This window comes from Kitasatospora sp. NPDC093102 (assembly GCF_040683915.1).
Lineage (GTDB): Bacteria > Actinomycetota > Actinomycetes > Streptomycetales > Streptomycetaceae > Kitasatospora.
The window spans coordinates 1-21,493 of record NZ_JBFBFA010000050.1 but is presented as its reverse complement, the minus strand read 5'-3'; the positions used below and the strand labels follow the sequence as shown (position 1 = coordinate 21,493).

At 74.0% G+C, this 21,493-nt stretch carries 22 protein-coding genes; 10 read left to right on the top strand and 12 right to left on the bottom strand.

Features of this window, described 5'->3' with window-relative positions:
- Positions 1-113: 113 nt before the first annotated feature.
- The 4 genes from AB0O11_RS34455 (at position 114) to AB0O11_RS34440 (ending at position 3,824) form a co-directional block, all read left to right on the top strand.
- On the top strand, positions 114-689 hold the full coding sequence (locus tag AB0O11_RS34455; RefSeq protein WP_363394922.1) for a TetR family transcriptional regulator: 576 nt from the start codon (positions 114-116) through the stop codon (positions 687-689).
- 233 nt (positions 690-922) lie between these two features.
- Positions 923-1,513, top strand: coding sequence for a DUF1707 domain-containing protein (locus tag AB0O11_RS34450; protein WP_363394920.1), 591 nt, complete (start codon positions 923-925; stop codon positions 1,511-1,513).
- An 81-nt stretch (positions 1,514-1,594) separates the two neighbouring features.
- Positions 1,595-2,395 carry a serine hydrolase gene (locus AB0O11_RS34445; RefSeq protein WP_363394918.1) on the top strand — a complete coding sequence of 267 codons (801 nt, stop codon included), beginning with the start codon at positions 1,595-1,597 and terminating at the stop codon, positions 2,393-2,395.
- 220 nt (positions 2,396-2,615) lie between these two features.
- Complete coding sequence (locus AB0O11_RS34440) at positions 2,616-3,824, top strand: transferase (RefSeq protein WP_363394916.1); 1,209 nt, start codon at positions 2,616-2,618, stop codon at positions 3,822-3,824.
- A 72-nt stretch (positions 3,825-3,896) separates the two neighbouring features.
- Here the strand turns inward: AB0O11_RS34440 and AB0O11_RS34435 are convergent, their stop codons facing one another.
- The 5 genes from AB0O11_RS34435 to AB0O11_RS34415 form a co-directional block, all read right to left on the bottom strand.
- The gene (locus AB0O11_RS34435; RefSeq protein WP_363394914.1) at positions 3,897-5,030 is read right to left on the bottom strand and encodes an FAD-dependent monooxygenase; all 1,134 of its coding nucleotides are present in this window, start codon (positions 5,028-5,030) and stop codon (positions 3,897-3,899) included.
- A gap of 57 nt (positions 5,031-5,087) precedes the next feature.
- The gene (locus AB0O11_RS34430) at positions 5,088-5,681 is read right to left on the bottom strand and encodes an ATP/GTP-binding protein (protein WP_363394912.1); all 594 of its coding nucleotides are present in this window, start codon (positions 5,679-5,681) and stop codon (positions 5,088-5,090) included.
- 2 nt (positions 5,682-5,683) lie between these two features.
- Positions 5,684-6,049: a DUF742 domain-containing protein gene (locus AB0O11_RS34425; protein WP_224282253.1), complete on the bottom strand. Its 366-nt coding sequence runs from the start codon at positions 6,047-6,049 to the stop codon at positions 5,684-5,686.
- Between the two features lie 206 nt (positions 6,050-6,255).
- Positions 6,256-6,729 (bottom strand): roadblock/LC7 domain-containing protein, encoded by a 474-nt coding sequence (locus tag AB0O11_RS34420; RefSeq protein ID WP_363394910.1) that lies wholly within the window; start codon positions 6,727-6,729, stop codon positions 6,256-6,258.
- Positions 6,726-9,584, bottom strand: a complete 2,859-nt coding sequence (locus AB0O11_RS34415; protein WP_363394908.1) for a nitrate- and nitrite sensing domain-containing protein — start codon at positions 9,582-9,584, stop codon at positions 6,726-6,728. The genes AB0O11_RS34420 and AB0O11_RS34415 overlap by 4 nt, the downstream gene beginning before the upstream one ends.
- A gap of 551 nt (positions 9,585-10,135) precedes the next feature.
- On the opposite strand from AB0O11_RS34415, the gene AB0O11_RS34410 reads away from it, so the two are divergent.
- The 3 genes from AB0O11_RS34410 to AB0O11_RS34400 all read left to right on the top strand — a co-directional run bounded on the left by AB0O11_RS34410 (position 10,136) and on the right by AB0O11_RS34400 (position 13,499).
- Positions 10,136-10,618 carry a YbaK/EbsC family protein gene (locus tag AB0O11_RS34410; protein ID WP_363394906.1) on the top strand — a complete coding sequence of 161 codons (483 nt, stop codon included), beginning with the start codon at positions 10,136-10,138 and terminating at the stop codon, positions 10,616-10,618.
- Between the two features lie 421 nt (positions 10,619-11,039).
- On the top strand, positions 11,040-12,950 hold the full coding sequence (locus AB0O11_RS34405; RefSeq protein ID WP_363394904.1) for an ABC transporter ATP-binding protein: 1,911 nt from the start codon (positions 11,040-11,042) through the stop codon (positions 12,948-12,950).
- Positions 12,951-12,995: 45 nt separating this feature from the next.
- Entirely contained in the window at positions 12,996-13,499 is a 504-nt protein-coding gene (locus tag AB0O11_RS34400) for a hypothetical protein (protein ID WP_363394902.1), read from the top strand.
- Here the strand turns inward: AB0O11_RS34400 and AB0O11_RS34395 are convergent.
- The 3 genes from AB0O11_RS34395 to AB0O11_RS34385 all read right to left on the bottom strand — a co-directional run bounded on the left by AB0O11_RS34395 (position 13,484) and on the right by AB0O11_RS34385 (position 16,016).
- Positions 13,484-14,128, bottom strand: coding sequence for a response regulator transcription factor (locus tag AB0O11_RS34395; RefSeq protein WP_363394900.1), 645 nt, complete (start codon positions 14,126-14,128; stop codon positions 13,484-13,486). The genes AB0O11_RS34400 and AB0O11_RS34395 overlap by 16 nt on opposite strands.
- Positions 14,119-15,282: a histidine kinase gene (locus AB0O11_RS34390; protein WP_363394898.1), complete on the bottom strand. Its 1,164-nt coding sequence runs from the start codon at positions 15,280-15,282 to the stop codon at positions 14,119-14,121. Before AB0O11_RS34390 ends, AB0O11_RS34395 begins: the two co-directional genes overlap by 10 nt.
- A 68-nt stretch (positions 15,283-15,350) precedes the next feature.
- On the bottom strand, positions 15,351-16,016 hold the full coding sequence (locus tag AB0O11_RS34385) for a DedA family protein (protein WP_363394964.1): 666 nt from the start codon (positions 16,014-16,016) through the stop codon (positions 15,351-15,353).
- Positions 16,017-16,213: 197 nt separating this feature from the next.
- On the opposite strand from AB0O11_RS34385, the gene AB0O11_RS34380 reads away from it, so the two are divergent.
- Positions 16,214-16,720, top strand: coding sequence for a hypothetical protein (locus tag AB0O11_RS34380; protein ID WP_363394896.1), 507 nt, complete (start codon positions 16,214-16,216; stop codon positions 16,718-16,720).
- Between the two features lie 58 nt (positions 16,721-16,778).
- Here the strand turns inward: AB0O11_RS34380 and AB0O11_RS34375 are convergent, their stop codons facing one another.
- Complete coding sequence (locus tag AB0O11_RS34375) at positions 16,779-17,582, bottom strand: nucleotidyltransferase domain-containing protein (protein ID WP_363394894.1); 804 nt, start codon at positions 17,580-17,582, stop codon at positions 16,779-16,781.
- Between the two features lie 456 nt (positions 17,583-18,038).
- On the opposite strand from AB0O11_RS34375, the gene AB0O11_RS34370 reads away from it, so the two are divergent.
- A complete protein-coding gene (locus tag AB0O11_RS34370; RefSeq protein ID WP_363394892.1) occupies positions 18,039-18,476 on the top strand; it encodes a hypothetical protein in 438 nt (145 codons plus the stop codon).
- Here the strand turns inward: AB0O11_RS34370 and AB0O11_RS34365 are convergent.
- The 3 genes from AB0O11_RS34365 to AB0O11_RS34355 form a co-directional block, all read right to left on the bottom strand.
- Positions 18,457-19,380: a hypothetical protein gene (locus tag AB0O11_RS34365; protein WP_363394890.1), complete on the bottom strand. Its 924-nt coding sequence runs from the start codon at positions 19,378-19,380 to the stop codon at positions 18,457-18,459. The two genes, AB0O11_RS34370 and AB0O11_RS34365, sit on opposite strands and share 20 nt — an antisense overlap.
- Positions 19,377-19,910, bottom strand: a complete 534-nt coding sequence (locus tag AB0O11_RS34360) for a SigE family RNA polymerase sigma factor (RefSeq protein ID WP_363394888.1) — start codon at positions 19,908-19,910, stop codon at positions 19,377-19,379. Before AB0O11_RS34360 ends, AB0O11_RS34365 begins: the two co-directional genes overlap by 4 nt.
- A 254-nt stretch (positions 19,911-20,164) precedes the next feature.
- Complete coding sequence (locus AB0O11_RS34355; protein WP_363394886.1) at positions 20,165-20,986, bottom strand: AraC family transcriptional regulator; 822 nt, start codon at positions 20,984-20,986, stop codon at positions 20,165-20,167.
- Between the two features lie 145 nt (positions 20,987-21,131).
- Between AB0O11_RS34355 and AB0O11_RS34350 the strand changes: the two genes are divergently transcribed.
- Complete coding sequence (locus tag AB0O11_RS34350; protein WP_363394884.1) at positions 21,132-21,455, top strand: VOC family protein; 324 nt, start codon at positions 21,132-21,134, stop codon at positions 21,453-21,455.
- Positions 21,456-21,493 lie beyond the last annotated feature (38 nt).

Below are 21,493 nucleotides of genomic sequence, written 5' to 3'. Positions count from 1 at the left end.
TGATTCGAGGCATCACAACTCCAACCGAACGAACTAGATGGTTCGAATGCTCGATGCGAGCGTGGCAGACCGTCGCGGGATCGTCAAACGAACCGGTTCGTTACCATCGGTCCATGGCGTACGACTCGACGGCAACCAAAGAGCGGATCCTTGCGGCGGCAGCCACCGAATTCGCCGCGCACGGCGTCGCCGGCGCCCGGGTGGACCGCATCGCCGCCCAGGCCCAGGCCAACAAGCGGGCGATCTACGACTACTTCGGTGACAAGAACAGGCTCTTCGCCGCCGTTCTCGAACGCCTCATGGCCGACCTCGCCCAGGCCGTCCCGCCCGGCGACGAGGACCTGTCCACGTACGCCGAGCGCCTCTTCGACTACCACCGCGCCCACCCCGAGGCCCTGCGGCTGCTCATGTGGGAGGCCCTCGAACTCGGCGACCAGCCCGTCCCCGGCGAGGAGGACCGCACCCGCCACTACCAGGACAAGCTCCGGGTGACGCAGCCCGCGGACGGCGCCGGCGACCCCCGCGTGCGTCTCTTCCTCACGCTCGGCCTGGTCGGCTGGAGCCTCGCCATGCCCCAGCTCCGCCGCATGATCCTCGGCCCCGACCACACCCTCGACGGGCTGCGCACCGACATCGCCCACGCCGTCCGGGCGCTGTCGGCCGGAGACGGGCTCCCCGAGCGGCCGTAGCCGTGCCCCCGGGCCGTCGGCGGCATCCGCATGCCGGTGGGCGCGCGGGCGACGGAAGGGCGCTCCCCTTCGAACGGGTCTGGCGGGAACCCCTATCGCGATATATCGTGAGTTCCTGTCCGCGTCGCCGACCCATCGCGCGAAGACCTTCGTCAAGCTCAGGACGGACGGGAAGTATGCCGGGAGAGATGTCACCCGCCGGGAAGCACTCCGGCCGCAGCTCGGAACCCGGGATGCGGGCCTCCCACGCGGACCGGGACCGGGTGGTCGAGCTGCTGCGCGTCGCGGCCGGCGACGGCCGCCTGACCCCGGACGAACTGGACGAGCGCGTGGAGGCCGCCCTGTCGGCGCGGACGGTCGGCGAGCTGGCCGGTCTCACCGCCGACCTGCCGGCGGTGTCGGTCTCGGCCGGCGGGGTGGTGGCGGAGGTCAAGGACGTCCTCCGGATCGACCAGCGGTGGAGTCCGGTCAAGCGGGAGGGGCGCTGGGTGGTGCCGCGCCGGATGGAGCTCTTCGTGGAGTGGTGCGAGGTGACACTCGACTTCACCCAGGCGGTGATCACGCATGACACCTTGCGGATCGACCTGGACATGGAGGGCAAGACCCTGACGCTGATCACCGGGCCGGGCGTCGTGGTCGATGCCGACGCCCTGGCGCTGGAGTTCAGCAGGGTCAGGAACCACCGGGCTCCGGACCCCGACGGGCCGATCAGGCTGCGCGTGGAACTGGTTGGCAGGAAGAGGCACGGCCGCGTCGTCGTGCGGCAGCCGCGACGGACGGCCGGCCGGTGGCGGCGGAAACCCCTGCCCCTGCCCGGAGGCTGACGGACCGCCACGGCGGCAGAGTGCTCGTGTCGCGCGCCGCAACCGTCGAGGTCCGACCTCGGCCTCCCCTACCCTTCCTCCATGCTCTCTGTGGTGGTGGCCCCCTGGGCGGGACAAGCGGAGCCGGTGTTCGTCCGCAACCCGGACGAACTTCACGACGCGGCCAGCACGATGAAGGTCGCTGTGCTCGCCGCGCTCTGCCGCAGCGGGGCGAACCTCGATGCCGAGGTGCCGGTGGTGAACCGCTTCGAGTCCGTCGTGGGCGGTGAGTTCGGCAACGACCCGGACTGGGACAGCGATCCGCTGCCCTGGGAGCTGCTCGGCACCCACGTGCCCCTCCGGCTGCTCGCCGAGCGGATGATCACCCACTCCTCCAACCTGGCCACCAACATCTGCCTGGCCCGCACGACTCCGCGGGCCGTCGCCGAAGTGTGGCGCCGCGCCGGAGCCACGCGCAGCTCCACTCCGCGCGGAATCGAGGACTACGCGGCGCGCGCCCGGGGCGTGCACAACCGGGTGAGCGCCCGTGACCTGGTCCGGCTGCTGCGCTCGCTCGCCGGGGAACCCGAACTCCTCGCCCTGCTCGAATGCAACGAGTTCCGGGTGGACCTGGCCGCAGGCCTCCCCTCCAACACCCGGATCGCCTTCAAGAACGGCTGGATCCCCGGCACCCGGCTCAGCGTCGGCCTCGTCCAGTCGGCCGACTGCCCGCCCTATCTGATCGCCGTCTGCTACACCGGCCCGCTCGCCGACGGCACGGACCGCACCGACCCGGCGGCCCGACTGCTCGCCCGCGTCTCCAAGGCGGTGTGGGACCGCCGCGAGCAGATCAGCGGGCCGGGGGCGTCAGCCCGTCCGACGCAGACTCGTTCGGCAGGCTGATCCGTACGAGCCCTCGTGCCCGGTGAGGTCGAAGTGCCGTTCGTCGAGCGCGAGCGGCCGGTCGGCCGGCAGGGCGGGGCGCGCGGGCACAGGACCGCGCGGCCGGGGCGTGCGCCTCCAAACCGTTACCGATCGCACACGCATGACGGCCCGTCGGGTGCGGTATCGGTTTGAAGGGTCCTGCTCAAGCAGCTGCGCGAAGGCTTGGGGGTGGGTTGACGTGTCGTCCCGGCTACGGATGTTCGCCCGGTGGATCACGGCGGTCGCGGTCGCGGCGGCCTATGTGGCGCTGCACCTGCTGGTCAACGTGGGCACGGGCCGGCACGTGCGCGGGAGCACGGTGGGGGCGTCGTGGTGCGGGGCGATCGCCCTGGTGCTCCTCGGGCCCGCCCTGTGGTTGCGGCACCGCCGCCGGTCCGGGGTCGCCGAGATCGTCGGGCTCGTCGACCGGTACGGCCCGCGGCAGCCGCGCCGGAGGCGAGCCGTTCGGATCGCCGGCGCCGCCGGCCGGGCGCTGTCCGCAGGCGGCGCCCTCGCCGTGGCCGTCGCCCTGTCGGAGCGCGGCGAAGGCCTCTCCCCGGAGGTGTCGCTCCTGCTGCTGGCCGGCGGTGTGGCGGCCGCGGGGAGCGGCCTCCTGGTTCTGCGCCGCACCCGTCCGTACGCGGCTCGCGGGGCTGCCCAGGTCCTGCTGCGGGACGGTCGCAGACCCGTGCTCTACCTGCGCAGCTTCGACGACGACGCCGCCGCCCGGGCGGGCGGCAGGGCGAGGACCGACCTCCACACGCGGGAGGTGCAGTTCGCCGCCGCGCTGGGTGCCGTCGGTCCCGTGATCGCGGTGGGGCAGCCGGGGGAGGACCTGCCACGCCTGGGCGCGGCCCGGTTCTACCTGCCGCTCGACGACTGGCAGGGCACGGTGCGCCGGTTGATGGACCTGTCCCAGCTCATCGTCCTGCGCCTGGGGCAGGGCGAAGGGCTGCGGTGGGAGATCGGAGAGGCACGGGCCACGCAGCCCCCCGCGAAGCTGATCCTGCTGGCCCCGGGCGGTCTTCCGGAGCTGGCCGGCCAGGTGAACGAGAGCCTCCCCACCCCGCTGCTGCCCGGCGAGATGGTCACGGACGGGTACTGGATCGGAGCCGTCATCGCCTTCGACGGCCACTGGACCCCTCGGGTGTTCCCGGTGAAGGAGCGCAAGGGGCCGGCGGCGTGGATGGCCCGGTCGGGCATCTCCCACCTGCACACGCCCACGGTGCACCTGGCCCGCACCATCCACACGGCCCTGGCGGCCACCGGGAGGCGGCCGCGGACGATGGCCTGGCGAGCGCAGCTCGCCACGAGGAAGGCGGACCTGGTGAGTGTGGGCCTGGCCCTCGCGATGGTCCTGCCGGGATGGCTCGGGTACCGGATCCTGCAGCTGGCCGGCCGCTGGTGAACCCCTCGCCGGCAGGCCCGGAGGCGCGCCGAAGCGCCCCGCCGAGCCTGCCGCCGGCCGGAACCGCAGCCGTCAGTACGGCTGGACGAGGACGTGCGCCGCCCCCGGGACGCCGACCTTGAGGAGCTCGTCCTCCTCCGGCGTGGTCGCGGTGCCGGTCTCCTGCTTGAGGACGGCGCGGGACAGGGCCTGGACCCACATCGCGCGCGGGCGACGGCGCTCCTCCCAGGCGGTGAGGGCGGCCGGGACGGTGTCGGCCGCGTCCAGGCTCTGGGCGAGCACGAGGGCGTCCTCGACGGCCATCGCGGCGCCCTGGGCCAGGTGCGGGGTGGAGGCATGGGCGGCGTCGCCGGCCAGGACGATCCGGCCGACGTGCCAGGGCTCCTCGACGGTGACCTGGGAGATCCGCGAGTAGACCACGGCGGCCGGGTCGGTGATCTGCGCCAACGCCTCGGCGATCGGACCGCCGAATCCGGCCAGCCGCTCGCGCAGCTGCTCGTGGGCGTGCTCCGGGTCCGGGCGGAAGTCCTCGGCCTCGGCGAAGACCGAGCCCAGGTACATCTGCTCCTCGCTGATCGGGGTGAGCAGCGCCTTGGCCGCGAGGTTGCCGGAGGACATCACCACGCCCCGCACCTCGGGCGAACGCGGCAGCGTGACGCGCCAGTTGGCGAAGCCGGTGTACTCGGGGACGTACTTCTCGCCGTACAGGTGGCGGCGCAGCGGCGAGCCGATGCCGTCGAAGCCGACGACCAGGTCGTAGCGGGCGCTGTGCCCGTCGGTGAGGGCGACCCGGACGCCGTCGGCGTCCTCGGTCAGGGTGTCGATGGTGGTGCCGAACCGGATCGCGGCGCCCGCCCTGACGGCGGCGTCGGCGAGGACGCGGGCCAGTGCCGGGCGCGGGATGCCGTTGTTGGAGGGGACGTCGCCCATCCGGGGCTGCGGGATGGCCGCGAGGGTGGCGCCGGCCGGGTCGCAGATGGTCAGCACCTCCCACTCGAAGCCGACGGACAGGCAGTCGTCCAGGACGCCGATCTCGCGCATCACGTGCAGGGCGTTGGACGGCTGGATGATGCCGACGCCGAGCGCCTCCAACTGCTCGCGCAGCTCGGCGACGTCGACGTGGTGGCCGCGTCCGGCGAGCGCGGTGGCGAGGGTGAGGCCGCCGATGCCGCCGCCGTGGACGAGGACGCGCAGGGGTGTGGTCATGAGGATTGCTCCGGGGAGAAGTTCACGAGTGCGGATGGCCGGCCGGGGATCGGAGGGTCAGCCGGCGGGCGTGCCGGCGAGGTCCATCAGGTGGTCGACCAGTGCGAGCAGCAGGTCCCGCCCGAAGGCGCGCTCGCGCACGTCCCCGAGCAGCATCGGCACCTGCGGGTCGAGGTCGAGCGCGGCCCGGATCTCGTCGGGGGTGCGGGTGTTGGTGTTGTGGAAGCAGTTGATCGCGACCACGAACGGGATGCCCCGGCTCTCGAAGAAGTCGATGGAGGCGAAGCTGGTGTCCAGTCGGCGGGTGTCGGCGATGACGATCCCGCCGAGAGCGCCGTTGACCAGGTCGTTCCACATGAACCAGAAGCGTTCCTGACCGGGCGTGCCGAACAGGTAGACGACCAGCTCGGGGCTGATCGTGATCCGGCCGAAGTCGAGCGCGACGGTGGTGGTGGTCTTCTGGTCGACGCCGGCCAGGTCGTCGACGCCGACGCTGGCCCGGGTCAGGTACTCCTCGGTGCGCAGCGGGGTGACCTCGCTGACCGAGCCGACCAGGGTGGTCTTGCCCACGCCGAAGCCGCCCGCGATCAGGATCTTGACGGCGGCCGGGGCGGCGGCGGGGCCGTCGATGGCGGAGTGGGGTGTTGCCATGTTCAGAGTCTCCGGAGTCCTTCGCGTACGGCCGTGAGCAGGCCGAGGTCCACGCCCCCGGCGGCCCGGGCCACCGAGAGCGGCGCCCGGGCGTTCAGCAGGCCCTGGGCGACCAGGTCGCCCAGCAGGATCTTGGTGACCGAGACCGGGAGGTCCAGGCCCGCCGACACCTCGGCGACGGCGATGGGATGCCGGCAGCGTTCGAGGATCAGCCGGTGCTCGGGCTGGAGGCCGCGCGCACCGGCGCGGCTGCCCCGCGCCAGGGCCGCGTCGGCCTCCGCCTCGACCGTGGTGAGCACGGTGATGAGGGTGAGGTCGTCGCGCTCCGGCGCGGTCCGGCCGCGGGTGATCGTGTACGGGCGCACCATGCTGCCCGTCTCGTCCTCCGCCTCGTCCTCCGCCAGCTCGCTCCAGTGCGGCACCGCGCCGCGCCGCCAGCGGTCGTCCCAGCCGGACTGCGGATCGGACTGCGGGCCGGACTGAGGGTCGGAGGTCGGGACGGACTGCGGACCGGCCTGCCGGCCGTCGTCGCGGCCGTCCCCCCAGGCGTCGTTCCCGTACGGTTCCACCTGCGTCAGCCCCGGTTCCGGGCGGCGAAGGCGTCGAAGGACGCCGGGGCGGCGGGGGCACCGGGGGCGCCGGGGGTGCCCTCGTTGCGGGCCGGGGTGGTGAGCTTCTGGCCGACCTGCTGCACCAGGGTGTGCATCGCGACGGACATCACCTCGGCGTCCACCTCCTGGGAGGCGACCACGGCCAGGTGGGTGCCCTGGGCGGCGGCGATGATGAACAGCCAGCACTCGGCGAGCTCGACGATCACCTGGTGCACCGGTCCGCCGTCGAAGAGCTGCCCGACGCCCCGGGCCAGGCTCTGCTGGCCGGTGGCGACGGCGGCCAGGCGCTCGGCGTCGGCCCGCTCGATGGTGCGGGAGTGGCTGACCACGAGACCGTCGTCGGAGAGCAGGACGGCGTTCCTGGTCCCGGGCACCGAGTCGACGAGTCCGTCCAGCAGCCAGTCCAGGTCCTGGTGGGTGGCGATCGTGCGGTTCATTGCTGGTCATCCGTTCGTGTGGTTCGGGAATCCGCGGCCGGAAGGGCCCAGGGGGACGGGGCGGGTGCGGGTGCGGGGGAGGGGACGGGCGGGGCGGCGGGCAGCGGGTGCTCGCCGCTGTCCTGGGCCCGGGCGGCGCGGGACTGACGCTGGAAGGCGCCGATCGCCGCACCCGAGCGCCGCACCGGGCAGTCGGTGCGCTGGAACGGGCCCGCGGGCGCGGGGTTCTCGGCGGGCCGCTCGACCCACTGCGGCTGGTCGGGCGGGGGCACCCGCAGCTCGGCCGCCAGGCTGGCCTGCCGGACGCGCTGCGGCAGCGGGGGCTGGCCGCTCTCGGCCGGGCTGAACGGCACCGAGGTCCGGTACTCGCGGCGCTGCCGTCGCTCGGCCAGCCGGTAGTGGTCGGCCGGGCGGTACTGCTCGTCGGCGTACGGGGCCTCGGCCTCGGTGACCCGCGCGTAGGCGATGTCCGGGTAGACCGGGGCGCCCTGGGCGGGGGCCGGGTCGGCCGGGGAGCTGTGCTCGATCGGCTGCTCCGACTGGAAGGACGGCTGGGCGGACGGGTACGTCTGCTCCGACCCGTAAGGCGGCTCAGGGCCGACGGACGGTTCAGCGTCGTACGACGGCTCCGCGCCGAAGGGCTGGGCGGACGGGTACGTCTGCTCGGCCCGGAACGGCCGGTCCGCCTCGAACTGCGCCGCCGGGAGGGCCGCCTGAGCGTCCGGGGGCAGCGGCAGCTGCTGGACGACCGCCGGCGGGAACGGCGCCTGCGGCAGCGGGACCTCCTGGAGCGTGGTCTCCGGTCCCGACTCCTCCCCGGCACCCACCGGGGACAGCGGCACCGGAGCCGCCTGCGGGGCGAAGTCGCCCTGCGTGAAGGAGTCCACCGGAGCGACCGGCGGACCGGCCGGCACCTGGGCGGGCGTCTCGTCGGAGGCCGAGCGCACGGCCCGGCGCGAGCGGCGCACCAGCGGGATCGGCTCGGTGGCCGTGCCGCCGGCGCCGTCCGGCAGCCCGGTGTCGCCATCGAGGACCAGCTCGTCCGGGACGAGCACGACCGCCCGGGTGCCACCGAAGGCGGACGGGCGGAACTCGATCCTCAGCCCGTGCAGGGCGGCCAGCCGGGAGACCACGTGGAAGCCGAGGCGGATGTCGTCGGCCCGGGCCAGCACGTCGGTGCGCGGGGGCCGGCTCATCAGCTCGTTGGCGGTGTCGTACTGCTCCGGGTCCATGCCGAGGCCGCGGTCCTCGATCTCGATCGCGAGCCCGCGGCCGACCATGGCGGCGCGCACCTCGACCGGCGTGGGCGGCTTGGAGAAGGTGGTGGCGTTCTCCATCAGCTCGGCGAGCACGTGCGCCACCGGGCCGACGGCCCGTTCGGAGAGCCACGGGTGGCCCTCGATGTCGATCGAGATCCGACGGTAGTCCTGCACCTCGCCCTGCGCGGCGCGCAGCACGTCCAGCAGCGGGACGGGCTTGCGCCAGCGCCGCTGCGGCTGGCCGCCGGCCATGATGACGAGGTTCTCCTCGTAGCGGCGCAGACGGGCGGTGAGGTGGTCGAGGTCGAAGAGGCCCTCCAGGACCTCCGGGTCGTCGTGCCGGCGCTCCAGCTCGTCCAGCTTGCGCAGCTGGCGGCCGATCAGCAGCTGGGTGCGGCGGGCGATGCGCTGGAGCAGCCGCTCGAAGCCGCGGTGCTGCTCGGCCTGGCCCACGGCGGCGTTCAGGGCGGCGGAGCGGGCGAGGTTGAGCGCCTGGCCGAGGCGGGCCAGCTCGTCGGTGCCGTTGCCGTGCGAGCCGGCCGTGATGCTGTGGCTCTCGGCCTCGACGTCCACCTGCTCGCCGCGCCCGAGGCGGTCGACCACCTCGGGCAGGGTGCGCTGCATGTCCTCGGCCTGGGTGTGCAGATCCTTGATGCGGCGGCGCAGCGACCGGCTCAGGCGCCAGGAGGCGATGATGACCGCGATGACCGTGACCAGGCCGATGGCGGTGGTCAGCACCACGCGGGTGAGCATGCCGATGATGGCGGTCTTGGCGACCTCGATGATGCCGTTGGTGCGGTCCTCGAGCGCCTTGACCAGCGGCGGGTTGAGCCCGTCGAGGGCCTGGCGCCACTGGTCCTGCGTCGCCGGGACCTTGACCGTGCCGCCGGCGTCGGCCGCGGTGGGCCGGAGCAGGGCCTGCTCGACGGCCGCCTTGGCCTGCCAGGACGGGCTGTTGACCAGCTCGTGCCAGGCCGGCGCCTCGGAGTCCGGGATGTACGGGATGACCTGGACGTTGAGCAGGTGGTCCTGCGTGCCGATCAGCTGCTGGACCTGCTGGTAGTCGATGGCGGACAGCCGCCCGGTGGGCCAGCCGCGGGCCAGGATGGCGTCCTCGCGGGAGAGCATCTCCTTGACCCAGAAGCCGTTGACCAGGGTCTTGGACAGCCAGGTGACCTCACCGGTGTCGACCCGGCTGAGCGCGGTGAACAGCCGCAGGTCGACGCTGATCAGGTCGGTGTAGTAGGCGAAGACGCTCTGCTGGTCGGTGGTGCCGCGGTCGACGGCGGCACGCTGCTCGGCCAGCTTGCCCATGGCCTGGCGGGCCTCGATGACGGCGGCGCGGATCTCGGCGGGGGCGTTGTCGGCCGTCGCCCCGGAGAGGGTCTGGAACTGGCGTACCGCGTCGTCGGTCAGCTGCCGCTGGCGGCGCAGCTGGTCGGCGTTGGAGCCGGGCCGGGCGAGCGCCTCGGCACTGAGCCGGCGCTCCTCCTGGAGGTTGTAGTAGACGATGTTGGACGGCTGGCCGGCCTTCTGCGCGATGGTGGCCTGGTCGGCCAGCCGCTGGAAGCCGGCGATGGTCTCACCGCTGGTCACGGCCCAGAGGGCGACCAGGGCGATGCTGGGGACGACGGCCAGGACGAGCAGCGCCGTCCGCAGGGACAGGCGTGGACGCCTGCGGGGGCCCTTCGGCGTCGGGGGCCGCCGATTCGCACGCGCGCGCAGAGCTGACTCCTTGAGGCTGGCGGCCGGCCGGTGAGGGGCGGGCCGTCCGGGGGGCACGGGATTTTTGACGAAGCGATATTAGTCATACCGTGTGATTGGAGTGAAAGTCCGTTCGCCGCCTCGGCCGGGCTTGCGCACGCGGTGGCCACAATGTCATTCGATTGTTGACCGTACGTATGCAGAGCAGGCGGCTCCGGACTTGCTTGACACAGTGTCAATGTGGCGCGCGGCCGCTGGATGGCCGTCATGTGAAAACTGTGTGACGCCCTGCCGGGAGGCGCTCGGCGGTGCGGTGGGCGGGTCCTCCGTGGGCGAGCGGACGCCCCTCGGCGGGCCGTCGCGCGGGATCGGGTGTCCTCCGGATTCGCCGCCGGATCCGCCGACGCCGCCGACCGCCGCCGCACGGACGGCATGATGGGCCGATGACTTCCTCCCTCCCCGCCCGCAGTCGGGCCGTCGCAGAGGCCCTGGCGGCGGCCGGCGTCCCCGGTGGGATCCGCCTCCTGCCCGACTCCGCCCGCACCGCGGCCGAAGCCGCCGCCGCGCTCGGCTGCGAGGTCGGCGCCATCGCGAACAGCCTGGTGTTTCTCTGCGGCGGTGCGCCACTGCTGGTGATGACCAGCGGAGCCCACCGGGTCGACACCGTCCACCTGGCCGGGCGGTTGGGAACCGGCCCGATCGAGCGCGCCACCGCCGCCCAGGTCCGCGAGGCCACCGGCCAGGCCATCGGCGGCGTCGCCCCGACCGGCCACCCGGCCCGGCTGCGCACCGTGGTCGACACCGCGCTGCAGCAGTACGAGGTGCTCTGGGCGGCCGCCGGGCACCCGCACACGGTCGTACCGATGACGTACGAGGAGTTGCTGCGGGTGACCGCCGGAACGCCCTCCGCCGTCACGCCTGGCTGAGCCCCGTCCGTCAGCCGGATGGCGGATACCGAGCTGCGGGTTCCGTTGCCGGCCACATACTGGAGGAGTGGGAGGGACCCGGGCGTCATTTCGCCTCCGGCCCCGCCGGTTTGGAACCCGACCACGAACGGCAGATCCGGTGCCGCAACCCCGTATCTCCCCGGCGCAGTCGCCTCGGCGGCGGCCTGAGCGTGCGGAGCACCGGTGCGACGAGAGAAAGAAGCCAACCAATGAGTTACTTCGACCGTCGAGACCATGGCAACGGACGTCGGAACCGCCGTCGTCGTCGCTCCAACCGCCGTCGTCGTTTCGGCATGTGGTGACGGAGGGACCGGTACGGGTCGCTAGCAACCCGTCATAGTTTCCAACCTCGGGGCCGGCGGTTCCACCGCCGGCCCCGTCATCATGAACGGGGTGCGCCATGCACGGTGCGACGGCCTCGGGGAACCAAGCGGAGGAATCCGACGGGAGGACGGACGAGGGGGGGAACGAGCGGCCGGACCGGAAGGTCGACGAGAGGCCCGACGGCACCGGCGCGCAGGGGCCGGTGGCGGACTCGCCGGCCATCCCGCTGCGCGGACTGTTCCACCGCTTCTGGCCCTGGGTGCGCCCCGACGCGCGCTGGCTCCCGGTGGCCGCCGTCCTGCTCGTCCTCGGAGCCTTCGGCGAGGTCGTCTCGGTCTGGCTGTTCAAGGACCTCATCGACGACGTCCTCGTCCCACGGCGTTTCGCCGACTTCTGGCCGCTCGCCGGCGCCATGCTCGGCGCCGCCGTCGCGGCCGCCCTGTTCACCTTCGCCGGCACCTACACCAGCACCTGGATCGCCGAACGCTACATGCTGCGGCTGCGCACCGACACCCTCGCCCACCTGCACACCCTGCCGCCGGACACCCTGGAGACCCGCTGGCGCGGAGACCTGGTGGCCCGGATGACCGCCGACATCGCGGCGATCGAACAGATGGTGGCGACCGGCATGGTCGAGGGCGCCGTGGCCGGCATCAGCCTGCTGCTGTTCATCGGCGCCGCGTTCTACCTCAGCTGGCCGCTCACCGTGGCCGCACTGCTCGTCGCCCCCCTGTTCATCCTCTCCACCAGCCTGTTCGGGCGGCGCATCCGCGCCCGCGAACGCCAGGTCCAGCGCCGCGCGGGCGGCATCACCGCGCTGCTGGAGGAAAGCCTGCGCAACGCCGTGATCACCCGGACCTACGGGCAGGAGCACCGCGAGGTCGAACGGGTCCACCGCGAGGGCCGGGCCCTGCTCGACGCCGAACTCGCCGCCGCCCGGGTCTCCGACCTCTACCAGCCCTTCCTCAGCGTGCTGCAACTGCTCGCCGCACTGGTCGTGGTGGGCGTCGGCGCGCTGGAGGTCATCCACGGGAAACTGAGCCTCGGCGGACTGCTCGCCTTCGCGGCCTTCATGGCCCAGCTCTTCGAGCCGGTCCAGCAGCTCGCCGCACTCGTCCCGCTGGCCGGCGCCGCCTGCGCCTCCGGCGAGCGGGTCCTGGAACTGCACGACATGACCAGCCCGGTACGGGAGAGCGACGGCGCCCGGGACGTCGGGCCGGTGCGCGGCCGGGTCACCTTCGAGGGCGTCCGCGTTGCCTACCCGGGCAGCAACGGCGGCACCGGCCCGCCCGTCCTCACCGGCGTGGCCTTCGACGTCCCGCCCGGCGAGACCCTGGCCCTCGTCGGGCCCAGCGGCAGCGGCAAGTCCACCCTCGCCAAGCTCCTCGTCCGCTTCCTCGACCCCGAGGCGGGCACCATCCGGCTCGACGGCCACGACATCCGCTGCCTCACCCTCGCCTCGCTGCGCCACGCCGTCACCCTGCTCCCGCAGCAGGCACCGCTCTTCCACGCCACCATCGCCGACAACATCGCCTACGGCCGCCCCGGCGCCCCACGGTCCGAGATCGAACACGCGGCCCGCACCGCCGGCGCCCACGACTTCGTCACCGCCCTCCCGGACGGCTACGGCACGACCATCGGCGCCGACGGCTTCCAGCTCTCCGGCGGCCAGAGCCAGCGCATCGCCATCGCTCGCGCCCTCCTGCGCGACACCCCGGTCCTCGTCCTCGACGAACCCACCACCGGCCTCGACCCGCACACCGTCGAGCAGCTCATCCCCCCGCTGCGCCACCTGATGGCCGGGCGCACCACCGTCCTGATCACCCACGACCGGGCCCTGCTGTCGCTGGCCGACCGGGTGCTCACCATCGGTCCGCCGGGCACCGGCCGCCGAGGTGCCGGGCCGGACCCGGGTCCGCGCGCCGGTTCGGGCACCCACCCGGTCGCGAGCCCGGTCGCCGCGCTCCGGGCATTGCGGCACCGTTGAGGCCCGGGCGCCGGAGCGCCGCCCCGGCCGGGGGCTACTGCCCCGATGCTGTTGACGTGGATCGCCGAGCTGGCCGACGAGCCGCTCGCACTGGAGCCGGACGACCACCCGGTGGAGTGGGAGACCAACACCTGGTGGCTGAGCGCCGAGGTCGAGGACCGGCAGGCACTGACGACCGGGGAGGTGGTGGACGCCTTCGAACGGACCGCCGCCCTGCTCCGGGAACGGGTCCGGGCGCTGGGCCACGACGGGCCGGCCACGTTCTACGTCTGGCACGACGACCAGGCCGGGCACCTGCGGTGCTCCACCGGGTCGGTCGGCGCGGACGACCTGCCGTTCCGCGGCGCGTACGAGCCGGTGGCGGACCTCGGGTCGATCGTCGCGGACTTCCTGGCCGACGAGGAGCCCGGCGTGACCAGGCTGACGGACGAGGCGGACGGACAGGAGTCGGTGATCGGACCCTTCCCCGTCTGGGTCCGTGACGTCGGAAACGCCGGGGCCGTCGGGGCCGTCGGGGCCGTCGTCGTGGCGGACTACGCGCCGAGGTAGTGCAGGACGGCCAGGATGCGGCGGTTGTGGTCGGTGGTGCGGGGCAGGTCCAGCTTGTCGAAGACGGCGTTGAGGTTCTTCTCCACCGCGCTCAGCGAGACGTGCAGCCGCTGCGCGATGGCGGCGTTGGTCCAGCCCTCGGCGAGCGCCTCCAGGACGCTGCGCTCGCGCGGGGTGAGCCGGGCCAGCGGGTCGGTGCGCGTGGTGCGCACCACCAGCCGGCGGACCACCTCCGGGTCGATCGCCGCACCGCCCGCCGCGACCCGCACCAGGGCGTCCAGGAACTCCTCGACCTCGGCCACCCGGTCCTTCAGCAGATAGCCGACCCGCTCCGCGCCCGCGTCCAACAGCCGGGCCGCGTAACCGAGTTCGATGTGCTGGGAGAGCACCAGTACGCCCACCTCCGGCCAGCGCTCACGGATCTCCACCGCCGCCCGCAGCCCCTCGTCGGTGTGGGTCGGCGGCATCCGGATGTCCACCACCACGACGTCCGGCCGCTGTTCCGCCACCGCCGCCGTCAGGGCCGTCGCATCGCCCACCGCGGCCAGTACCTCGTGCCCCTCCTCGGCGAGCAGGCGGACCAGGCCCTCCCGCAGCAGGGTCGAGTCCTCGGCGAGGGTCACGCGCATGGCAGCTCCGCGGTGATGACGGTCGGGCCCCCGGCGGGGCTGTGGACGTGGAGGGTACCGTCCAGCGCGGCGACCCGCCCGCGCAGGCCGGTCAGGCCGCTGCCCGACGGGTCCGCGCCACCGCCGCCGTCGTCCTCCACCCGTACCGTGAGCAGGGCGGCGGTCCTCTCGACCCGGGCCGAGACCGCCGAGGCGGCGGAGTGCTTGGCCGCGTTGGTGACGCACTCCGACACCACGAAGTAGGCCGCCGTGCGCACCGGTTCGGGCAACGGGCCGGCCACCTCGTAACGGAGCCGCAGCGGGACGGGGCACCGTTCGGCCACCCCGCCCAGCGCCTCCTCCAGCCCCAGGGTGTCCAGCGCCGACGGGTACGCCCGCCAGGCCACCTCGCGCAGCTCGGTCAGCACCTCCTGCGCCTCCCGGTGGGCCTGGCGCAGCAGCGCCTCCGTCCGCTCCGGATCCCGGTCGCGGCCCAGGCCGCGCCGCGCCCGGCCGAGCAGCATCGCCAGCGCCACCACCCGCTGCTGCACGCCGTCGTGCAGATCCCGCTCGATCCGCCGCCGCTCGGTGTCCACCGCCTGCACCACCGCGGCCCGACTGTCCGCCAGTTCGGCGATCCGGTGGCGCAGCAGCTCGGCCTCGGACGGTCCGAAGCACTCCCGGGCGGTCCTGGCGTCCGACGCGGCCAGCGAGAACAGGCCCTGCACGGCCAGGAAGAGCAGCACCCCGCCGAGCAGCACCTGGGTCGCCAGCTCCTCCCAGCCCAGCGAGCCGCGCAGCACCCCGCCGACCAGCAGCACGGCCAGCACCGCACCGAAGACCAGCAGCCCCAGCACCACCCCGGCGACCAGCCCGCCGCCGCTGCGCACCACCAGGTAGCGCAGCAGCCTGCGGTCGTCCGCCCGGTAGTGGCGGGGGAAGCGGTCGCCGAAGAACGCGCTGCGCCGGGCCCGTTCCAGGGCGGCCAGCCGGCGCACCCCGGACAGCAGGGCCGGCGCGGCGTACGGGCGGGTGTGCGGCCAGAGCAGGAACGGGCCGAGGGCGGCGGCCGCGAGGAGGAGGTACAGCGCGGCCAGGACGGCGCTCGGGCAGCCGAGCAGAACTCCGGCGGCTCGGCGCGGCCATGACGTGGTGTCTGTTCCATCCCCCTGCACGGGGTCCGAGCTTACGGGGCCGGTCGGGGTTGCGGGGCCGGTCGGGGTTGCCGGGCCTGCCGGGCCGCTCACCGGGCGCGGCGGTGCCGGGCGGCGCTGTTGCGTCCGCGCCAGCGCATCGCGACGTACCCGGCCACGGCCACCACGACCAGCACCAGGACCGCCTTGGAGAGCAGGCCGACGTAGGTCTCCACCACGTCCCAGCGGTCCCCGAGCAGGAACCCGGCCATCACCAGCACGCTGTTCCACACCAGGCTGCCGATCGTGGTCAGCATGACGAACGCGGGCAGCGGCATCCGCTCGACCCCGGCCGGCACGGAGATCAGGCTGCGGAAGATCGGCACCATCCGGCCCAGCAGCACCGCCTTCGTCCCGTGCCGGGCGAACCAGGCCTCGGTGCGCTCCAGGTCCGAGGCCTTGACCAGCGGCAGCCGGGCCCAGATCGCGTGCATCCGCTCCCGGCCGAACAGAGAGCCCAGCCAGTAGAGGACGACGGCTCCGGCGACCGAACCGAGGGTGGTCCAGGTCAGGGCGGAGGCGAGGCTGATCACGCCCTGCCCCGCGGCGAAGCCCGTCAGCGGCAGGATCACCTCGCTGGGCAGGGGCGGGAACAGGTTCTCCAGCGCGATCGCCAGGCCCGCCCCGGGGCCGCCCAGGGTGTCCACCAGGTCGGCCGCCCAGCCGGCGAAGCCGTCGGCGGGCTGCTGGGCGATGGCGAGGACGGTGTGCTGCATGCGGGGCTCCAGGGTGGTCGCGGTGCCGGCGCTGGTGCGTCCGGCTCTGTTCTCCACGCTAGAAATCGCAGGTCAGCGACGGTATGAGGGTTTCCGGCGAACCTCCTGCGGAAAACCGCACCGCCGCGCCCTGCGGTTTTCCGCACGGGCGGCTCATCCGGTGGCGCCGGCCGCGGTCGTCTTGTCAGGATGTCGCCATGAACGACGCCTTCACCCTGGCCTGGCAGTACACCGCCGGACTCGTCCACCCCGAGGGCCTGCCGATGGCCGCCGCCGAACTGCTGGCGGCGGGCGTCGGCGAGGAGTCGCCCGCGCTGTGCGAGCTGGCGGGGCGGCGGGGCCGGGGCGAGAGTTCGGCCGAGCTGACGGAGCTGCTGTGGCAGGCGATGGCCGAGCTCGGCCTGCCGGTGCCGGACGGCGACTTCGTCCGGCGCTGCGTGCTGCACCGCACGGCGGCCCGGCTGACGTCGGGGGAGATCACGCCGGGGGAGGCCGTCGTCAGGCTCTGGCACCTGGGCGGCTCGAACGCGACCGCAGCGGAGGAATGGCTCGCGGAGGTGGTCGGCCGGCTCTGCTGCCCGGACTGCCTCGACGGCTTGGAGCCCGGGGCGCAGCAGGACTGGGAGCGGGAACTGAGGGCGGCGGCCGTCGCGGTGACGGCCGAACCCGACCACGAGCTCACTGCCTCCTGGCACCGGGACTGACCACCCCGCACCGCGCCACCGGGCACCGCCGGGGCCCTGTGCTCCACCCCGGGCCGGCTCAGCGGTCCAGCGCGGCCACGGTCTCCCGGGTCAGCTCCCGTGCCCGGGCGACGGTGGCCGTCAGCTCGGCCGCCGACCCGCCGGGCATGGCGAGCAGGCCACGCACACGCGGGCCGAAGTCCGGTGGGGTGTCGGGAAGTTGCTCGGCTACGGCCAGTGCGCCCTTCTCGTTGAGGCACCAGCGGCGGTGATGGGCGTACAGGGCCTGGACCAGGATGCCGACGGCGCGGGACAGGCAGAGCGAGACGTGCAGGGCGTCGGCGCGGGCGGCGCTCTTCGCGGCGGTTTCGAGCAGGAAGCCGGCCTCCCAGGTGGCCGCGGTGAGGGCCGCGCGCAGCGGCTCCGGGTAGTCGGCGGTCTGCTCCTTGAGCCGTGCCAACTCCCCGGTGGGGTCGGCCAACGGCTGCCCGAGGGCGACCTCGCCCGGGTAGCAGGGCGACCAGAAGCCGAGCGGGTGGCCGGCCTGCGTCCCCACCTCGTAGCGGCCCTCCCGGCAGTCCGCCCACACCTGCCCGACCCGGTCGAGGTCCCGCAGGATCCAGTCCACGGCGACACCGTCGATTCGCAGCCACGCCCCGCCGTTCACCCACGGGCCCCAGCCGCCCGGGCCGGCCACCTCGACCTCCGGCCCGGCGAGCGCCCGCAGCGCGTCGAGGTCGAGGCCGCCGCGGTAGTACACCCCGAGGTCCCAGTCCGACTCCGGCCGCTCCTCGCCCCGCGCCCGGCTCCCGCCGAGCATCACCCCCACCACGCCCGGCACGCGGGTGAGTTGGCGGGCCATGTCCTCGATGATCGCGCGCATGGGGGAGAGTCTGGCAGGTGGTGTGGCGCCCGGTCGGGGAATTCCGGGTGCCCGGCGCGCTGCGGACGGCCGGAAGGGCCGGGCGGTCAAGGGGAGTTCGGTGCTGTGGCGGCGTTGCGAAGGCACTTGTGCCGGCGTCCGCGGAGGTGTCACCACTCCTCGCCACTCTCAACGTACAGCGCACGGGGGGCCTTGCCGCAAGGCCCCGGTGATGCCGCAGAATCACCGGCTCAAGGACGCAGTCTGCGGAAACGGGGAGTCACGACGTGCGAGTGGTGTTGTCGACGTACGGGTCGCGCGGGGACGTCGAGCCGATGGCCGCACGGACGGCGCGACGGTGGCCGCGAAGCTCCTGCTCGGCTGAGGAGGGACGGGGAGGAGTGGGAAGTCGGCCGAGCCGACTTCCCACTCCGCAAACCGCTGGTGGGGACGGTCGTGAGCGGCGAGACTGCAGGGATGGCACACGCCGACGATGAACTCGCCCGGCTCTGGGGCGCGTTCCGCAAGGCCCCCTTCCCGGATGCCCTGCGCAGAACCCGACTCGCGGGAGAGGACGCGGCGCTGCTCGACTTCGAGATCGCCGGGCTGGTGTGGGTGGACATCCACAAGGGGCTCGACGGTGAGCGAGTGGCCGCCCTCCGCGAGTACCTCGCCGTGCTGGACGAGGCCCTGCCGCTGATCCAGGACGAGTACGGCGCCTCCTACTTCACGGAACTGCGGACGATGGCCGCGATGGTGGCCGAACGCCACCCGCTCGGCGTGGAGGAGTCGGCCTCCCGTCCGACGCGGAGGAGTGGGCCTCCCGTCCGGCCACCACGCCCCGGGCGGGTGCGTCGACCGGGTCGGGCCGCAGGCCCCGACGAGCGGTGGCGCGTCAGGACGCCGGTTCGGTGAGGAACCTGGCGCCGGTGTCCGGGAGTTCGGTGCCGTCCTTGTCGAAGAACTGCCAGGACTTCGCCCGCAGAGTCCCCGGGCGGGCCACCACCATCGCGCGGATGGGGGAGTCGGCCACGGTGACGAACGGCGGCTCGGTGGTGGAGCCGTCCACCCAGGTCACCACCACCCGGCCGACGTCCGGGCCGAGCGAGAGCAGCACCACGTCGAGCGGGGCCACGGTGTCTCCCTTGCCCCGGTGGCCGACCACGCCGCCGCCGAAGCCCGTCCTGCTGCGCGGGTCCACCTTGCCCGGGGCCGCCTGGGCGCCCTCGGAGTCATGGCTGAGCCGCACCCCGTCCACCGTGAAGTAGACGTTGACGACATCGGAGTCGGGCTGCCAGTACTGCCGAACGAAGTCCTCCGGCGGCCTGGAGATTACCGGGTCGTACCGGCTGCGCTCCTCCCACACCGCCGTCGCCTGCTCGAACGCCCGCTCCCGCGGGGCCTCGGGCCACAGCGCCTCCCACAGCTGCCACTGCTTGCCGTCCGGGGTCCGGCCCTGGCCCAGCAGCACCCGGACCGGGGTGAGCGGGTCGCGCACCGCGGGGATCGCGCTCGTCGCAGGGGCGGTCGCCGGCGCGAGCACGGTGCCGGTGCCCGCCGGAGCGATCCCGTGGGCGGGAGCCGGGTCCGGGCGCAGCTGCGCCAGTGCCCCGCCGCTCAGGGCCACCAGCGAGGCCAGCGCCACGGCGCCGACCACCGTCCGGCGGCGGTGCCGCAGCCGGCGGCCGCCCGCCACGATGTCCGCCACCGGGGCCGGGCCGATCCGCGCGCCGGCCGCCGCCTCGGCCAGGCCGAGCCCCACCCACAGGTCCTTGCCGTCGTCCACGCCCGTACCCACCCCGTCCGGCTCCCGATTCATGCCACTCCTCCGATCCGCGTCGTGTCCTTGAGTTCCACCAGCGCCGTGACCTGCCGCAGCCGTGCGATGCCCTTCGCCGCGTGGCTGCGCACCGCGCCCACCGAGCACCCCATGGCGACCGCCGTCTGGCTGTCGCTCAGGTCCTCCCAGTGCCGCAGCACCACTGCCTCGCGCTGGCGCGGCGGCAGGGTGGCCAGCGCGGCCAGCAGGGCCCCGCGCTGGTCGGAGCGGGCGAAGCCGTCCTCCACCCGCGCCGCGTCCGGCACCGCCTCCACCAGCAGCTCGGGCGCCCGGCGGCGCCAGCGGCGGGCGTGCTGGTTGACCAGGATCCGCCGCACGTAGGCGTACGGATCGTCGGCCCGGCGCACCTTCGACCAGGCCGCGCAGGCCTTCTCGGCGGCGGACTGCACCAGGTCCTCGGCCGCGTACTGCTCGCCTGCCAGCAGGTACGCCGTCCGCACCAGGCGCGGCCAGGCCGCGACGATGAACGCCTGGAACCCGTCGTCCCGATCGCTCTTCGCTTCTCCCATGAGCACCTCCTCCACCCGTCCAGAGCCCGGGGGTGACCGAAAGCGCTTACCGGTGCTGCTGCGCGGGCGTCCGGCCGGGGCCCCCACCCGGGAGGTACGGGCGGGCGGGGCGCGCGGGGTCAGGGCGCGGCGGCTCCGAATTGCTCGGGGAACGGTGGCGGTGGCCTGCTCGACCCGGGTGAGCCGGAACGGCGCGGGTTGCTGCGGCGCGGTGCCTGTCGGTGGGGGAGCGGGAAGCCGGGTGGGCCGACTTCTCACTCCGCGGCAGATTTCAGCAGGAGGCGGAGGGCCGTGGGGGTGTGGCCGAGGTGGTGGCGGAGGGTGCGGGTGAGGTGGGCCTGGTCTGCGTAGCCGAGGTCGGTGGCGAGGGTGGCGAGGCTGGGTTCGCCGGCTTCGAGACGGTCGAGGGCGCGGGTGATGCGGACGTGGTGGCGGTGGTGGGTGAGTGAGACGCCGAGTTCGCGGGGGAAGGCGCGGCTCAGGCGGTACGGGGAGACGCCCAGGAGTTCGGCGAGGGACAGCAGGGTGCGGGAGGCCGGGTGGTCCCCGGCGATCGCCTCGCGGGCCGCTGCGACCAGGGCGCGGTCGCGGGCGGCGGACGGGCGGGCCGCCGCGGGTGTCGGCCCGAGGAACGTACGGGTGACGGCGGTGGCCAGCAGTCCCAGCAGCTGCTCGGTGACGGCGTAGTCGACGTCCCCCGAGCGGGCGGTGGCGAGGAGGCGGCGGTGGGCGAGGCCGAGTCCGGGATCGACGTAGAGCGTTCCGGCGACCGGCCCGGGCTCGTCGCCGGCGAGGGAGCGCCAGAGCGCGGGCGTCACGCTGATCGAGGTGCACCGGTCGCCGCCGCCGGGGTGGGCGAAGCTCTCCTCCTCGCCCGGAGTGCCGAGGTAGCCGAGGGTCGGGTCGAGGTCGGCGGCCACCCCGGCGGCGCGGCGCCGGAAGCGGCCGTGCCGGACCAGCACCATGCGGTGGCCGCGGTGGACCTCCGGCGGGGACCAGCGGGTGTGGTCGCTGCGGCAGGCGACCGCGCTGATGTCGAAGTCGGGCCGGGTGGCGACGGGTTCGGCGGTGAGCACGGTCGGCAGGGTACGGGCGGGGTCTGACGTCCGGGCCGGTCCGGAGGCCCCCTGCAAGGATGTTCAAGACCGGCACGGCGGGCCGGCGGCAGGCTGTGCACAGCAACAGCACCCGCATTCACCCGCAACCGCAGGAGCCCGCACCATGTCCGTGCTGAACCAGCCCGCCACGATCGTCCTCGACTGCGTCGACCCGCTCGCGCTCGCCGCCTTCTACCAGAAGGCCACCGGGTGGGAACTCACCCACAGCGACGAGGACTTCGCCTCCCTCTCCCCGGCCGGCTCCGCGCCCGGGCTGGCCTTCGTCCGGGTGGACGGCCACCGTGCGCCGGGCTGGCCGGAAGGCGGCGCGCGGCTGCACCTCGACTTCGCCGTCGCCGATCTACCGGGAGCCGTCGAGGAGTTGCTGGCGCTAGGTTCTGTCCGGTCGATCATGAGCGGAGCCAGATGGCCAGGGCGGCGACCGTGACCGTGCCGAGGAAGACATAGACACGTTTGTCATATCTG